Origin of the sequence: Ancylobacter terrae, assembly GCF_045108345.1 — a bacterium.
Taxonomy (GTDB): Bacteria; Pseudomonadota; Alphaproteobacteria; order Rhizobiales; family Xanthobacteraceae; genus Ancylobacter.
In genome coordinates this window covers 2140152-2155359 of sequence record NZ_JBJGXH010000001.1, presented here as the reverse complement: position 1 = coordinate 2155359, position 15208 = coordinate 2140152, and the positions used below count along the sequence as shown (strand labels likewise).

The 15208-nt window shown below is 66.7% G+C and carries 17 protein-coding genes; 13 read left to right on the top strand and 4 right to left on the bottom strand.

All coding sequences use genetic code 11. The annotated features are described in order from the left end of the window. Positions 1-74: 74 nt before the first annotated feature. The 8 genes from ACEUEL_RS10350 (at position 75) to ACEUEL_RS10315 (ending at position 6932) form a co-directional block, all read left to right on the top strand. On the top strand, positions 75-917 hold the full coding sequence (locus ACEUEL_RS10350) for a transporter substrate-binding domain-containing protein (RefSeq protein ID WP_405704497.1): 843 nt from the start codon (positions 75-77) through the stop codon (positions 915-917). A gap of 44 nt (positions 918-961) precedes the next feature. Next, positions 962-1606, top strand: coding sequence for an amino acid ABC transporter permease (locus ACEUEL_RS10345; protein WP_405704496.1), 645 nt, complete (start codon positions 962-964; stop codon positions 1604-1606). After that, complete coding sequence (locus ACEUEL_RS10340) at positions 1603-2256, top strand: amino acid ABC transporter permease (RefSeq protein ID WP_405704494.1); 654 nt, start codon at positions 1603-1605, stop codon at positions 2254-2256. The genes ACEUEL_RS10345 and ACEUEL_RS10340 overlap by 4 nt, the downstream gene beginning before the upstream one ends. Beyond that, positions 2256-3041: an amino acid ABC transporter ATP-binding protein gene (locus tag ACEUEL_RS10335; protein WP_405704492.1), complete on the top strand. Its 786-nt coding sequence runs from the start codon at positions 2256-2258 to the stop codon at positions 3039-3041. Before ACEUEL_RS10340 ends, ACEUEL_RS10335 begins: the two co-directional genes overlap by 1 nt. A 22-nt stretch (positions 3042-3063) precedes the next feature. Continuing rightward, positions 3064-3705, top strand: coding sequence for a DUF1989 domain-containing protein (locus ACEUEL_RS10330; RefSeq protein ID WP_405704491.1), 642 nt, complete (start codon positions 3064-3066; stop codon positions 3703-3705). A gap of 128 nt (positions 3706-3833) precedes the next feature. Then, positions 3834-5057, top strand: a complete 1224-nt coding sequence (locus ACEUEL_RS10325) for an oxamate carbamoyltransferase subunit AllG family protein (protein WP_405704489.1) — start codon at positions 3834-3836, stop codon at positions 5055-5057. Beyond that, positions 5054-6514, top strand: a complete 1461-nt coding sequence (locus ACEUEL_RS10320) for an FAD/NAD(P)-binding protein (protein WP_405704487.1) — start codon at positions 5054-5056, stop codon at positions 6512-6514. The genes ACEUEL_RS10325 and ACEUEL_RS10320 overlap by 4 nt, the downstream gene beginning before the upstream one ends. Positions 6515-6518: 4 nt before the next feature. Then, the gene (locus ACEUEL_RS10315; RefSeq protein WP_405704486.1) at positions 6519-6932 is read left to right on the top strand and encodes a RidA family protein; all 414 of its coding nucleotides are present in this window, start codon (positions 6519-6521) and stop codon (positions 6930-6932) included. 23 nt (positions 6933-6955) lie between these two features. Here ACEUEL_RS10315 and ACEUEL_RS10310 read toward each other — a convergent pair whose 3' ends face one another. The 4 genes from ACEUEL_RS10310 to ACEUEL_RS10295 all read right to left on the bottom strand — a co-directional run bounded on the left by ACEUEL_RS10310 (position 6956) and on the right by ACEUEL_RS10295 (position 11117). After that, positions 6956-7816 carry an efflux RND transporter periplasmic adaptor subunit gene (locus ACEUEL_RS10310; RefSeq protein WP_405704484.1) on the bottom strand — a complete coding sequence of 287 codons (861 nt, stop codon included), beginning with the start codon at positions 7814-7816 and terminating at the stop codon, positions 6956-6958. An 8-nt stretch (positions 7817-7824) separates the two neighbouring features. Beyond that, positions 7825-8061 carry a DUF1656 domain-containing protein gene (locus tag ACEUEL_RS10305; RefSeq protein ID WP_405704483.1) on the bottom strand — a complete coding sequence of 79 codons (237 nt, stop codon included), beginning with the start codon at positions 8059-8061 and terminating at the stop codon, positions 7825-7827. 7 nt (positions 8062-8068) lie between these two features. Next, complete coding sequence (locus ACEUEL_RS10300; RefSeq protein ID WP_405704482.1) at positions 8069-10135, bottom strand: FUSC family protein; 2067 nt, start codon at positions 10133-10135, stop codon at positions 8069-8071. A gap of 70 nt (positions 10136-10205) precedes the next feature. After that, complete coding sequence (locus tag ACEUEL_RS10295) at positions 10206-11117, bottom strand: LysR family transcriptional regulator (protein WP_405704481.1); 912 nt, start codon at positions 11115-11117, stop codon at positions 10206-10208. Between the two features lie 756 nt (positions 11118-11873). On the opposite strand from ACEUEL_RS10295, the gene ACEUEL_RS10290 reads away from it, so the two are divergent. Genes ACEUEL_RS10290 through ACEUEL_RS10270 form a run of 5 tightly spaced genes read left to right on the top strand, consistent with a single transcriptional unit; the run spans position 11874 to position 15197 of the window. After that, the gene (locus ACEUEL_RS10290; RefSeq protein ID WP_405706711.1) at positions 11874-12176 is read left to right on the top strand and encodes an urease subunit gamma; all 303 of its coding nucleotides are present in this window, start codon (positions 11874-11876) and stop codon (positions 12174-12176) included. A 21-nt stretch (positions 12177-12197) separates the two neighbouring features. Then, on the top strand, positions 12198-12608 hold the full coding sequence (locus ACEUEL_RS10285) for an urease subunit beta (protein ID WP_405704480.1): 411 nt from the start codon (positions 12198-12200) through the stop codon (positions 12606-12608). A 33-nt stretch (positions 12609-12641) separates the two neighbouring features. Then, entirely contained in the window at positions 12642-14360 is a 1719-nt protein-coding gene (locus tag ACEUEL_RS10280; RefSeq protein WP_405704479.1) for an urease subunit alpha, read from the top strand. A 60-nt stretch (positions 14361-14420) separates the two neighbouring features. Further along, positions 14421-14804: a fluoride efflux transporter FluC gene (locus ACEUEL_RS10275; protein WP_405704477.1), complete on the top strand. Its 384-nt coding sequence runs from the start codon at positions 14421-14423 to the stop codon at positions 14802-14804. A gap of 9 nt (positions 14805-14813) precedes the next feature. After that, complete coding sequence (locus ACEUEL_RS10270; protein ID WP_405704475.1) at positions 14814-15197, top strand: CrcB family protein; 384 nt, start codon at positions 14814-14816, stop codon at positions 15195-15197. Positions 15198-15208: the final 11 nt, after the last annotated feature.

Below are 15208 nucleotides of genomic sequence, written 5' to 3'. Positions count from 1 at the left end.
TGAATGTTGCTTTTCAGTCTGCCGACGCGCCGCCCGACCTTGCTCCCTGAACTGGCCCGGCGCAGGAGGCACTGATGAACAGCTTCAAGCTTTCCGGAACCCGGTCGCTTCTCGCCGCGCTCGCCGTCGCGGCCGCCGGGCTGTCGTTCGGGCATGTGTCCGCGCACGCGGCGACGCTCGAGGAGATCAAGGCGCGCGGCTACATGATCGTGGCGACCGAGGACGACTACAAGCCGTTCGAGTATGTCGTCGACGGTAAGCCGACCGGCTTCGACCACGAACTGCTCGACAAACTGCGCAAGACGGTGCCGTTCGAGATCCGTCAGGAAATCATCCCGTGGACCGGCCTGCTCGCCGGTGTCAGCACCGGCAAGTATGACGTCGCGGTCACGGCGGCGATGATCACCAAGGAGCGGGTCAAGTCGCTCGACTTTACCTCGCCGATCGCCGACGCGACGCATTATTACATCATCCGCAAGGACGACACGAGCATCAAGAGCGTGAAGGACCTGAGCGGCAAGACGGTCGGCGTGCAGGCCGGCAGCGCCCTGCTCGAACGCCTGCCCGAACTGGAGGCCATGCTGGCCAAGACCGGCGGCAAGCTGGGCAAGGTCGTCCAGTACACCTCCTATCCGGAAGCCTACCAAGACCTCGCGCTCGGCCGTGTGGACTACGTGGTCAACACAATCATCAACGCGCAGTCGCTGGTGAAGGACAAGCCCGAGGTGTTCGCGATCGGCGAGGCGGTCTCCGGCCCCTCCGCGCCCGCCTGGGCGGTGGCCAAGGGCAACACCGAGCTGCTGGCCCTGCTCAACAAGTTCATGGCGGAAGAGAAGGCCAGCGGCGAACTCGGCAAGCTGCAGGAGAAGTGGCTCGGGCAGGCGTTCCCGAACCTCCCGGTCTCGATCACCCCGTGAGCGATGGCGCCGGCCGCAGGTAAACAGCGGCCGGCCTTTCAGCCATGATCAGCTTTGCGGGTTTCCTTACCCTGCTGCAGGGTGCCGGCGTGACGCTCCTGGTGTCGACGACCGGCATCCTGCTGGGCGTTCCGCTGGGGCTGCTGCTGGCGCTCGCGCGCTGGGGCCGCGTCCCGATCCTGCGCCAGGTCGTCACCGTCTATGTCAGCCTCATGCGCTCGACCCCGGCCGTGACGCTCGCCCTGCTGATCTTCTTCGCCGTGCCGACGCTGGGGCTCGACATGAGCCCGATGACCGCCGCGATCGCGACGCTGACCTTGAACACCGCCGCCTTCAATTGCGAGGTGTGGCGCGGCGGGCTGATGAATTTCCCGAAGGACCAGCTGGAAGCGGCCCGCACCTTCGGCATGACCCCGGCCCTGAGCTTCCGCCGGATCGTCTTCCCGCAGCTCTGGCGCGCCTGCCTGCCGGGCCTCGTCAACGAGATGACGCTGCTGATCAAGGGCAGCCCCGCCATCGCGGTGATCGGCGTCGTCGAGATCACCCGCGCGGCGGCGCGGATCGGTGCCCAGACCTATGACCCGCTGCCGCCGATGCTGGTGGCGACCGGCCTCTACATCGTGCTCATCCTCATCTTCGTCGGGCTGCAGCGCCTCGCCGAACGGGCCTATGGCGGGTACGCGGGATGAACGGATTTGCGATCGTCTGGGCGCATTCGGACCGGCTGCTGGACGGCCTCGTCAATACCGTCGCGCTCGCCCTTGTCGGCGCCACCTGCGCCCTCGTCCTCGGCTGCGGGGTGGCGATCCTGCTGATGTCGGGCAACCGGGTGGTGCGTCTGGCGAGCCAGGGGCTGGTCGACCTGCTGCGCTGCGTGCCGTTCCTGCTGCTGACCTATCTCGTCTATTACGGGCTGCCGCGGCTCGGGCTGAAGCTCGACAACTGGAGCGCCGGCCTGTTCTCGATCGTGCTCTACAACACCGCCTACATGGCCGAGATCCTGCGCGGCATCTGGAAGCGGCTGCCGGTCGAGACCTTCGAGGCCGCCGCCGCCTTCGGCTTCCACGGGCCGCGCCTCTACACCCGCATCGTGTTCCCGCAGGTGTTTCTCGCCGCCGGGCCGATGATGGGCAACCAGCTGGTGCAGATCATCAAGGACACGGCCTTCCTCACCATCATCGCCGTGCCGGAGCTGACCCACGCGGCGAGCTCCATCCAGTCCGAATTCTATGTGCCGTTCGCCGCCTTCATCGCTGCCGTGCTGCTCTACTGGCTGCTCTGCATGCTGGTCGAGGCCGGCGTCTACGCCGTCGAACGCCTTGCGGAGGCCCGTCGCTGATGGTTGGGGAAAACGAGAGCGCGCCCGAGCACGTGCTCACGGTGAGCGGGCTCACCAAGAGCTTCGGCAGCAACGTGGTGCTGGACGGCGTCTCGCTCAACGTCGCCAAGGGCGAGACCGTCTGCCTGCTCGGCCCCAGCGGTTCCGGCAAGTCGACGCTGCTGCGCTGCGTGAACTATCTCGAAACGCCCGACCAGGGCGCGATCTATATCTCGGGCCGGCGCATCGGGCTGCGCGAGGGCGGCAACGTGCCGATGTCGGTCTCGGAACTCGCCCGCGCGCGGGCGCGGATCGGCATGGTGTTCCAGCATTTCAACCTCTGGCCGCACCTGACGGTGATCGAGAACATCATCGAGGCCCCGATCCATGTGCAGGGCCGCCGCCGCGAGGAGGTGGTCGCCGAGGCGGAGGCGCTGCTCGAGCAGGTGGGCCTTCGCGACAAGCGCGACGCCTTTCCGGCCCGCCTGTCGGGCGGCCAGAAGCAGCGCGTCGGCATCGCCCGGGCACTGGCCATGAAGCCCGACCTGCTGCTGTTCGACGAGCCGACCTCGGCGCTCGACCCCGAACTGGTCGGCGAGGTGGTGTCGGTGATGCGCAACCTGGCGCTCGGCGGCAGCACCATGCTGGTGGTGACGCATGAGATGGGCTTCGCCCGCGAGACCGCCGACAAGGTGATCCTGATGGATGGCGGGCGCATCGTCGAGAGCGGCGATCCGGGCGCATTCTTCAGCAATCCGCGCACGGAACGGGCGCGCCAGTTCCTGCAACGCTATGTCAATGCCTGATGCCGGCTTCAAGGAGACGACTGTGAACGAGCGCCCCGACATCCTCGCGACGGCCGATCTGCACGGCGTCACCTACGACCATGTCGTGCCGGCGCGCCAGCCCTGGAGCCGGGTGATCAAGGCGGGCGAGATCCTGCGGATCATCGATCTGGAAGGACAGCAGGCGGTCGATTTCCTCTGCTACAACGCCGCCGATCCGGGCGATCGCTACAGCTCGATGAACACCATCAAGGTGCAGGGCAACAGCTATGTCGGCAAGGGCACCGTGCTCTACAGCGACAGCGGCGTCGCCCTGTTGACGGTGGTGGAGGACACGCTCGGGCGGCACGACACCATCTATGGCTGCTGCAGCAACCCCAATAACTACCTGCGCTACGGCGTTCGGACGACCGAGAGCTGCTACTCGAACTTCCTGAAGGAACTCGCCGGCCATGGGCTGGACCGCAGCGCCATCGTCGGCAACGTCAACTTCTTCATGCAGGTGCCGATCATGGACGACGGCACCGCCGGCGTCGCCGCCGATGTGTCGCCGCCCGGCGGCTTCGTCGATCTGCGTGCCGAAACGGACGTGCTGGCCGTGCTGTCGAATTGCCCCCAGATGCACAATCCCTGCAATGCGTACAACCCCACGCCGATCCGCGTGATCGTCCGCTCGCCGGCTTGAGCACACGGGCGCGCGTCGAAGAACCGGGGAATGGTTATGGAACCTGATCGGCATCGCCACCGGGGGCGAGCCGGCAGCCGGCCGCTCCTGCCGGCGGCAGGCGGCTATGTGAGCACGGATCGGACCACATGATGAATCCGGCTGATCGAGAGGCCGTCGACAGGATCGCCGCCGCCGAGCCCGTCCTGTGCGAGCGGGTGACCGCGCACGAGGCGCTCGGGCTGGACGACGGCCAGCTCGGCCATTCCGGGCCACCCTTCGGCGCGGGCGAGGAGCCGCCGGTGGTGGTGCTCAACGCGCTCGCCGGTGCCGCGGTGCACGAGGGATGGGCCGGCACCCTCGACGAGGGCCGCGCGCTGGTGCGCTCGGGCGCGCTCCGGCTGATCCCCAACCACGCGCTCGGCACGGTCTCGCCGATGTCGGGCGTGGTGCGGCCGAGCCAGACGCTGTTCCGCATCGCGGACCGGGCGAGCGGCGCCTCCACCTTCGCCACGCTGGCGGAGAAGGGGCGGCATGTGCTGCGGTTCGGCTATTACAACGAGGCGGTCGCGGAAGGGTTGCGCTTCGTCGAGGGCCCCGTCGCGGAGGCGATCGCGCGGTCGATCCCCCCCGGCGGCCTGCCGATCCTGCCGCTGGTGGCGCGCGGCGTCGAGCTGGGCGACGACGTGCACCAGCGCAATGTCGGGGGCATGCTGGCGTTCCTCGCCGCGCTCGCGCTTCCCGGCGATATCGCAATGTGGATGGCCGACCATCCGCAGCATTTCCTGAACTACGCCATGGCCTCGGCCAAGCTCTGCCTCGACCGGGCCCGCGGGATCGAGGGATCGGCCATCGTCACCGCGATCAGCCGCAACGGGCTGGTCTGCGGCGTGCAACTCGCCGGCACCGGCGAGCGATGGTTCACCGCGCCGGCGGACCTGCCGCGGGGCGGCTTCTTCCCGCCTTTCACCATCGACGATGCCCATCGCGACCTCGGCGACAGCGCGATCATGGAGAGCTTCGGGCTCGGGGGCTGCATCGCGCACGCCGCACCCGAGATCGCCCGCGCCATGCAGCGGCCCTGGCCGGAGGCGATCGCGGCCGGCGAGCGGATGCGCGCCCTCTTCGCCGGGGCCAGCCCGATCGTGCGGCCGGCCCTGGCGGGAGAGGCGGGTGCCGGCATCGGCCTTGATGCCCGCCGCGTGGCGGCGTCGGGCGAGGGCGTGCGCATCCACACCGGTATCGCCCATCGCGACGGCGTCGCCGGCTGGATCGGCATCGGGGTGGCGCAGGCGCCGCTCGCCTGCTTCCAGTCCGCACTCGCCGCGCTCGACACCATGGCGTCCGCGCCGCCGGCGGAGATGCAGGCATGAGCAGGAGCACGGCCGCTTCGGCCACCTGCACCGTCGCTCCGGCTGAGGAAGGCCTGCGCCGCAGGATCGGCATCATCGGCGGCGGCTTCACCGGCGCCATGTTCGCGGTGCATCTCGCCCGGTCGGCGCGGACGCCCGTCGACATCGACATACTGGAGCCGCGACCAACGCTCGGGGCCGGGCTCGCCTATGGCTCCTGCCGGCCCGAACACCGCATCAACGTGCCCAGCGACCGCCTGTCGGTGTTCGCCGAGGAACCGCTGCATTTCTCGGACTGGCTCAGGCGCACCGGCCGCTGGCAGGCGGATGCCGACGCGCTGACGGCTGAGGGCGACCATTATTCCCGCCGGTTCGATTTCGGCAGCTATATCGCCGAGCTGGTCGCCGAGACGGCGGCCTCGAATGCATCCGTCAGCACGATCCGGCATGTGCGTGCGGCGGCATCTGGGCTCGAACGCCACGATGGCGCATGGCGTGTCGACGGCGATGACGGCAGCGCGGCGACCTATGACGACGTCGTGCTGTGCGCGACCTATGGCGCCCCGGCCTTTCCCTGGCCGCTGCGCGAGGACGCCGCCGCGCAGCCGCATCTCGTGCGGAACCCGTGGGACTGGCCGGCGATCACCGCGATCCCGCGCGATGCCGACGTGTTCGTCATCGGCACCGGCCTCACCATGTGCGACGCGATCGTCACGCTGCGCCAGGGCGGACATCGCGGCAGCATCACCGCCGTCTCGCGCCGCGCCCTGACGCCTCGCCCGCATGGCGAATTCGATACCGAATATGATCTGTTCGCCGGCGCGCCGCCGCCCGCCACGGCTCTCGGCCTGCTGCGCCAGATCCGCCGCCATATCCGCGACCTCGCGGCTGAGGGCCGGCAATGGCATGCCGTCGTGGACTCGCTGCGGCGCAGTCTGTTCCGCTACTGGGCGAGCCTGCCGATCGGCGAGCGCGCGACGATTGTCCGTCGCCTGCGCGCCTATTGGGACGTCCACCGGTTCCGGATCGCGCCCCAGGTAGCGCAACTGATGGCGGACGGGCAGCGCGAGGGCTGGCTGGCCGTGCGCGCCGGCCGCATCGCCGCGATCGGCGTCGAGGACGGACGCTTCGCCGTCCGCTGGACGCCGAAGGGCGAGGCGGCGCGGACCGGACGTTTCGGCGCCATCATCAACTGCACCGGTCCGGACGCCGATCTCGCCCGATCCGCGAATCCGTTGCTGAGCGCCGCCATCCGCGATGGCCATGTACGGCCGGACGCGCTGCGTCTGGGGCTCGACGTCGACGCGCTCGGCCATGTGCTCGGGCGCGACGGCACCCCGACGCCGGGATTGTGGGCGGCGGGACCGCTGGCCCGCGCCGTGGTCGGCGAGGCGACCGGCGTGCCGGAAGCCTCCGCCCATGCCCGCCTCGTCGCCCGGGCGCTGACCGAAACCGCGAACGAACGATCGGAGCCCTGACCTCATGGCACGCTACATCACCACCCCCGACGCCGCGCCGCCGCCGAAGACGGCACGGTACTCTCACGCCGTCGAGGCCGGCGGCATGCTGTACGTCACCGGCCAACTGCCGATCGATCCCGACCGGCCGGAGGCGCTGCTGCCCGACAGCATCGAGGCGCAGGCCGAACTCTCCTTCCGCAACCTCGCGCGGATCGCCGCATCGGCGGGCTACGCGCTGTCGGATGCCGTCTTCGTAAGGATCTATCTCGCTGATTTCGACCGCGACTATGTCGGCCTGAACACCGTCTACCATCGTTATTTCAACGACGATTCCCGCATGCCGGGGCGCACCACGGTCGGCGTCGCCCGGCTGGGACGCGGGGCGCTGGTCGAGATCGAAATGGTGCTGGAGCGCCGGACCGCGGCCGCCGAATAGGCGCCGAGGCAGCGGCATGGCGCTCAGGGCGCCGGTTCCGGCATCACGATGACCGTGGCCGACATTCCCGACGCCAGGCGCACATTGGGCGGTACATCCGTCAGACGCACGCGTATCGGAATGCGCTGGGCAAGCCGTATCCAGGAGAATTGAGGGTCGACCATTGCCAGCAGCCCGCGTGTATCGTCGGGATTTGCGATGGCGCGCGCCATGCCTTCCACGACGCCGTCCAGGATGACGTTGCCCGCCATCAGCTCGACCTGCGCTCGGGCGCCGTCCTGGATAAGCGGAAGCTTGGTCTCCATGAAGTAGCCGTACACGTAGAACGTGTCGGAATCGACCAGCGCGAGAACGCCCTTGCCGGTGCTGGCAAAGTCGCCCTGTACCGCTGTGAGGTTGGTGACGTGGCCGTTCACCGGAGCATGGATCTTGCTCCGCCTCATATTGATTTCGGCCACCGTGAGGTTGGCCTGGGCCACCAGCAAGGCGCCCTCCGCCTCGGCGGCAATGGTGCTCATGCGCTGGCCGACTTCAACGGACAAACCGGGGCTGTTCTCGCGCTCGAGCGTCGCAAAGCGGTTCGCGTTGTCGCGGGCGAGATCAAGGGCGGCCTTCTTCATGGCTACATCGCCCTGTGCTTGCTCGAGTGCCGCTCGGAAGCGTTCCTGGTCGATCTCGAACAGCAGGTCGCCTTTCGCAACCGCCTCATTGTCCTTCACATGGATGGCGCTGATCAGCCCGGAAACGTCGGGCGCCACCTGGGTGACATTGGCGAGCACGCGTGCATCGCGTGTCCAGGGGCTGAGGGTGTAATAGGTCCACAGTTGCCAACCGACGATGGCGGCGACGGCCACGAGGAGAAACGTGATGGCGAAGCGCAGCATGCTCGAGATCATCGCTGTGTCGCTCCCGTCAAAAGCGGTAGGCCGAAGATCAACGCGCCGGCGATGATCACATAGAGGGCCGCATCGACCATCGGGCGATGCCAGACGAAGCGGTAGAAGCCCACTCTATCCGCAAGCCGACTGACAATCAGGTAGGGAAGGAGGGCGGCGGCCGCCCAGAGCACGACAGGCGGCAGATAGAAGCCGAACAGATCGACCGTACGGAATAGCGGATGGGAAACCATGCGGGCCTCAGTCCGTAAGTACAAGTTGAAGGAAGGCGTGGTCGAGATGAAGGCGGTCGGCGAGAAAACGCAGGCTGGATGCCGCCCGCACCACGCAACGCGCAGAGGGTGAACCCGCATCCGGCACGAGTTGCTCAAGCGAAGCCGACATCCGCGATATCTCAGCCTTGGCTTGGTCGATTGCCGCATCGCGCCGGGCTCCCAGCGTGGGCACGCGGGACAGGACGGCGGCAAGGAGGGCGAGGCCACGCTTGATGGCTTCCTGACCGGCCGCAGGCATATCCGGATCGGTGGTGGCGCGGCGCAGGAGGCCGAGTTCGAGAGCGCTCGACGCGCCGGCCAGCATGCCGCGCAGGAAAATCTCGTCGTTGCCGGATCCGAGCTTCAGCCGGGGCAGGATGTCAGCCAAAAGGCCGACGATCTCGCCCGCGACAAGGCGCGGTCGCCGGGTGCCGGTTGCCGCTTCCGGCAGGAGTTCCCCGATGGCGCGCCGGAACGCAAGGCGGCGTGACGCCGCAAAGGTGACGGGAATGAACCGCGCCGCCATAAGGCAGACAAACATGCCGAAGATGAGCCCCGAGCAGAAATTGACGAAATCGAGCGGGGCCGGATCATAGACATTTGCCGTTGCGGCCGCGGCCACGAAATAGATGGTGAAGGTTCCCGCCGACTTGCCATACCGGGGCGAGTTCATCAGCAGCCCGAGGGGCACGAGCACGGCGAGGAGGAACACCGCCAGCATGCCGAACCCTTCGAGCCAAGGGTAGACGTACGCCATGGCGGCATAGGCGCAGAAGCACGCCGCCACGGCGGCGCGGAAATAAGGCCAGCCCAACTTTTCGGGATCGGTGGTCTTGACGCACTGATAGCTCATGAGGGCGAGCCCGGTGATACCGGCGATACCCTGATCCCATTCGGTCGCGTACCAGAACACACACAGTGCACATACCGCCAGCGCGATCCGAAAGCCTTGTAGCAGTGCTTCGCGCTGCGCCCCCGGCGCCGGGCGCCCCACGCCTGCGCCGCGGCGCAATGCGCCTCTCACGCGCGATTTTCTGGCGTCGAATGCCGCGCTGCCGACGATCGACAGCACGGACAGTCCGCGCAACAACGTGTTGGTGCGCCGGATGATCAACAGCGTATCGGCACGCGGCCATAGCGGACCGTCACCTGCCATCGCCTCGACCTCCCGTTCGAGCGAGGCCATGCGGCGCCGAGCACGACAAAGCTCCGAGCGTGACAAGCCAAGTTCGGTCGGCTTCGCCGTTCCCTTGGCGATGGCGTCCAGCGTGTCCACGGTCGCGTCGAGCGCGGATAGGAGGCGGGCGGAATCGCTGTCGCTGGCCTCGTGCACGGCGCGGAAGTCGGCAAGACGAAGATAGAGGCTGCGGGCGACGGCCAGAACCGCAAGCGTTTGCTCGACGGTTACACGCAAGGCGACGTCATCGACCCTCGTTTCCTGACGTTCGAACCTTGAGTACGAGCGCAATGCGTCGAACTTGACGATTGTCGCCAGGAGATCGCGCCGTTGCGCCAGGAACGCGGGAAGCGGCAGCTCGGTCTTCAAGGCCGCAGCCGCGTGAGCGGCAAGCTCCCCCAGGCTTTTGGCCAGAAGACCGCGCAGCTGGCTGCCGGCATAGGCGGGCATGACCATGCTCGTTGCCGCCGTGGCGCAGGCGATGCCGATCGAGATCTCCGTGGCACGGTTCACGGCCACCGCCCATGCGCCATAAGGATCCGCCGCGCCTTCGAAGATGACGAGCAGGCCGGTATATCCCGCCAGCATGAAGCCGTAGGAGGCAAAATTATTCATCCGCGTGGCGCCGTAATAACACGCGAATATCCAGGCCATGGCGGCCGCCACCAGCAGAACCGGAATCTGGGAGAACGCCTTGACGACCACCAGGGCGCAGATCGCGGCGAGGATGGTTCCCGCGAGGCGGAACGCCCCCTTGGCGAGCGCTGCTCCGGCCGAGGATTGCGGCAGCAGATAGACGGTCAGGATCGCCCATTGCGGCTCCGGGAGTTCCAGCCAATAGGCAATGGCAAGCGCGCCGATGGCTGCGATGGCCATGCGCACGGAGATGGCGAGGTTGCGCCAGTCCGGGCCCACGATGACGGCAGGCGGCGCGAGGGCCGCCGGCCTAGTCGCTGTCTCTCCCAATACCCTGCATTCCTTCACGCTTGGCGCCGGATGACCGCCTGGCGACTTCGCTCAGGACAGCTCGGAACGCGTCGACGGCTGGGTCGGCCGCGCCCGGATTGCCTTCGATGACGTAGGTCAGTTTCCCGAGGGGTGGCAGGCCTGCTTCCTTCGCAACGACGTCCAGGACCGTCTTCTTGAAGCTCTCTCCGATCGCCATGACCCCGAGGCCCGAGCGGGCGGCGGCAATGACACCGAGCAGGTTGCTACATTCTGCGACCTCGATCCATGCGCGGCCCTGCGCGAGAAGCGCGCTCTCGGCGATAGACCGCGTCAGGCTCGGCTTCAGGTAGGTTACCAACGGCACCGGATCGGAAGGCGTCAATTGCAGCGATCGGTGCCCGATCCACACCAACTGTTCCTGCCAAAGCGCCGTTCCCTTCGCAAGGCCGTGGCTCTTGCCCAGAATAACGTCGACTTCATGCGAGCGCAGTACGTCTTGCAGATGCTCATTGCGGCCGGTGATGAACTTCAGGCCGAAATGCGGAAATTGCGCGCGGAAGATGCCGAGCACTTCGGGTAACCGTGTTCGTGCGAACTCGTCTTCGATACCGAGCTTGAGGAAGCCTTTGAGCCCCGGCTGTGCGAGGCGGGCGCGCGCCTCGTCCGAGATGGCAAGCATCGAGCGGGCGTAGATCAACATGGCCTCACCGTCCGAGGTGAGCTTCACCTGCCGGGTGGTGCGGTAGATCAACGTGCGGTTGAGCCGCTTCTCGAGCCGAGCAACCCGCTGGCTGATGGTGGACTGCGACGTCCCGATTTCGGTGGCGGCGAGACTGAAGCTACGCTTGGTCGCGACGACGTCAAATGCACGCAACTCATCGGTGTCGATGAGACTGCCCTGTTCCTGCATGTGTACCAGCCCGTAGCTTTCGCGCGTTGCCGATCTTTATGCATGAAGGATCGCGGGTGACCAGCTTTACGCGACGCCAGCCTCGCACTTATCGCGATGATGGATAAATACCGGCGACCGGTTCCGGCCTTGGCTCCTTGAACGCGGGCGATTCTCCGAATCCGCAAACGCCCGTGCTGACGGTGCGGGCGGATCGGGTGCGCAGGCGAATGATGCTCATCCACGACAGGGATGAAGCTGAGGGAAACCGGGAGAACGCCGCGTGCGGCGACGAAAAATCGCTGGTAGGCGCGCCATGAAGCCGGAGGCAATGACGCTCGACGAGCCGATCGAGGCTGTCGATTGCGAGCGGCGCCGCCGGCTTGCGGCGGGCTCCGCTCGACTGTCCCGGCAGCGCCGCTGCGCGTCTCCCGCGCCCCGCGATTCGTTCCGGAGCCGGCTATCCGGCAGGGTCGTTCACGCCGGCGGAAATCCATAGCCGCCCGCCTGTTCACCAGACTCCCGCGTCCATCGACGGTATGGTCGAACAAATTTGCATGGAATTTGCATCTAAAATGAACATTCGCATGAATTGGCGAATGCCCGCGCCCTATCTGAAGTGGCTATTTATTGCCGTTCACGATAACTCGATGACTGAACGATTTGACGCTGGTATTCCCGCAGGGGCAACTGCTATCAAAGCTGCACGATCCCGTAGATCGAACCGGCTTGCCATTACGGCATCGCCATCGTGCCGCGCTCGTCGAGGAATTGCTCATGCATTTTACGCCACGGGAAATCGACAAGCTCCTCATCTACACGCTCGCGCAGGTAGCGCAGAAGCGTAAGGATCAGGGACTGAAGCTCAACCATCCGGAGACGGTTTCGCTGATCTCCGTCGCGGCGCTTGATGGTGCTCGTGCCGGCAAGACCGTCGAAGAGGTCATGGAGCTTGCCAGCAAGGCGATCACCCGCGCCGACGTCATGGAAGGCGTGGCGGAGATGATCCCTTACGTGCAGGTGGAGGCGGTGTTCACGGACGGCAGCCGTCTCGTCACCGTCCACGATCCCATCAAGTAGCTTCGGCGAAAGGGCGTCACCATGAGCAAGGATCAGAAGAAGGCCCCCGTCGGCGGGCTCGTCTTGGGCAAGGGCGACATCGAGATCAATGCCGGCTATCCGACCACCACGCTGAAGGTTCGCAACACCGGCGACCGGCCGATCCAGGTGGGCTCGCACTTCCATTTCTTCGAGGTGAATGCCGCGCTGGAGTTCGATCGCGAGCAGGCGTTCGGCAAGCGGCTGAACATCCCCGCCACCACGGCGCTGCGTTTCGAGCCGGGCGACGAGAAGGAAGTCGTGCTCGTGCCGTTTCAGGGCAAGCAGCGCGTTCTGGGCTTCAACGGTCTGGTCAATGGCTGGGTCGGCGACGAGAACTATGACGATTACCGCCCGCGCCTGACCGACGCCCTGGAGCGCGCGAAGCGCTACGGCTTCAAGAGCACGTCGTGATGGGCCGCAACATTCAGGTCATGGAGCGCTGAGATGGCCAAGATCTCGAGGCAGCAATATTCGGACCTCTATGGTCCCACGACCGGCGACAAGATCCGCCTCGGCGACACCGATCTCTATATCGAGATCGAGAAGGACCTGCGCGTCTATGGCGAGGAGGCCGTCTATGGCGGCGGCAAGACGCTGCGCGACGGCATGGGCTACGACAACGAGCTGACCAGCGCCGCCGGCGCGCCCGATCTCGTCATCACCAACGTCACCCTCGTCGACGCGGTGCAGGGCATCATCAAGGCGGATGTCGGCATCAAGAACGGGCTGGTCTGCGCCATCGGCAAGGCCGGCAATCCCTCGACCATGTCCGGCGTCACGCCCGGCCTCGCGCTCGGGCCGGGAACCGACGCCATATCCGGCGAGCACCTCATCCTCACCGCCGGCGGCATCGATGCCCACGTCCACTACATCTCGCCGCAGCAGGCGCAGGCCGCCCTGTCGAATGGCGTGACCACCGTGTTCGGCGGCGGCATCGGGCCGAGCGACGGCACCAACGGCACCACCATCACGCCCGGCACCTGGAACATCGAGATGATGCTCCGCTCGTTCGATGCGTGGCCGGTGAATGCCGGCGTGCTCGGCAAGGGCAACGGTTCGGCGCCGGTTCCGCTCGAAGAGCAGATCCGCGCCGGCGCGGCGGGCCTCAAGATCCACGAGGACTGGGGCTCGACCCCGGCCGCGATCCGCAACGCGCTGACCGTGGCCGACAGTCACGACGTCCAGGTCTGCATCCACACCGACACGCTGAACGAAGCCGGCTTCGTGGAGAACACGATCGCCGCCTTCGAGGGGCGCACGATCCACACCTACCACACGGAAGGCGCCGGCGGCGGCCATGCGCCGGACATCATCCGGGTGGCGGGACTGTCCAACGTCATTCCCTCCTCGACCAACCCGACCCTACCTTACGGGATCAACTCCCAGGCCGAGTTGTTCGACATGACGATGATCTGTCACAACCTCAGCCCGAAGATCCCGACCGACGTCGCCTTCGCCGAGAGCCGGGTGCGCGCGGAGACGATCGCGGCGGAGAACGTGATGCACGACCTCGGGGCGATCTCGATCCTCTCCAGCGACAGCCAGGCCATGGGCCGCATCGGCGAGAACTGGACGCGGACCATCCAGACCGCGGACCTGATGAAGCTGCGCCGGGGCGCCTACAAGGGCGACACGTCGGGCAACGACAATGAGCGTGTCCTGCGCTTCGTCGCCAAGGTCACGATCAACCCCGCCATCGCGCAGGGTGTCGCCCATGTGATCGGCTCGGTGGAGGTCGGCAAGATGGCCGATCTCGTGCTGTGGGAGCCGGCTTTCTTCGGCGCCAAGCCGAAGATGGTCATCAAGGGCGGCATGATCTCCTGGGCGCTGATGGGCGACCCGAACGCCTCGCTGCCGACGCCCCAGCCGGTGATCTATCGCCCGATGTTCGGCGCGATGGGTTCGGCGCTGCCCAAGACCCGCGTAACCTTCACGTCTCATGCGGCCTACGAGGCCGGTATCGTCGATCGCTACGAGCTGAAGTCGCAGGTTGTCCCGGTCTATGGCACGCGCACGATCACCAAGAGCTCGATGGTGCGCAACACCGCCATGCCGCTGATCGAGGTCAATCCCGAGACCTTCGCGGTGACGGTCGACGGCGTGCACGCGACGATCGAGCCGGCGACGCGGCTCCCGCTCAGCCAGCTCTACTTCTTCAGCTGAGCCTCGCATCGGAATGTGGAGGGGCGGGCCCCTCCACACCAACCTGATGGCACGTGTCCGATGGACCTAATCGACATCCTGTGGGTCGGCTTGGGAGGCGGTGTCGGCTCCCTGCTGCGCTGGCGGGTTGGCCGATTCATCGATGAGCGCGTCAGCACGCCGTTCAAGCTCGGCACCTTCGTCATCAATGTCTCCGGTGCCTTCGTGATCGCCTATCTCTCCGCGTCGCTGGCCTTCGGCTGGGAGCATCGCTACGGCAACGTCATCTCCTCGCTGGTGCTGACCGGCGTGCTGGGCGGCTACACCACCTTCAGCACCATGCAGCTCGATGCGGTGCAGATGGCGTCGGCCCGGCGCCATGGGCTCGCCATCGTCTATCTCGTCGCCTCCGTGGGAACGGGCCTTCTCGCCGCCGCGGCCGGCGTCGCGCTGGCCCGGGTCTAGGAGGTCGCGATGGGGCTTCCGGTGCTCATCGTGTTCGTCGGCGGCGGTCTCGGGGCGATCACCCGTGAGCTCTTCATGCTCCTGTTCGGGCGCTACAGCGCGGCCTTCCCGGTCGATATCTTCGCGGCCAACAGTCTCGCGGCGTTCCTGCTCGGTTTCATCTTCGGCCTTCACCAGCGGCGACGCGCCTCCGACCATGTCACGCTGCTGGTGTCGACCGGGTTCTGCGGGGGCATGTCGACCTTCTCGACCTTCATCTTCGGCGCTTACTCGGAAATGACCACGCCGGGCCAGCTCGGGCTTTCCGTGCTCTACGTCATATCCAGTCTCGTCGTCGGCTACAGCGTTACATTGCTCGGCCTTCGGGCGGCGGCGCAGCTGCGTCGCGCCTGAGGCAACTGCTT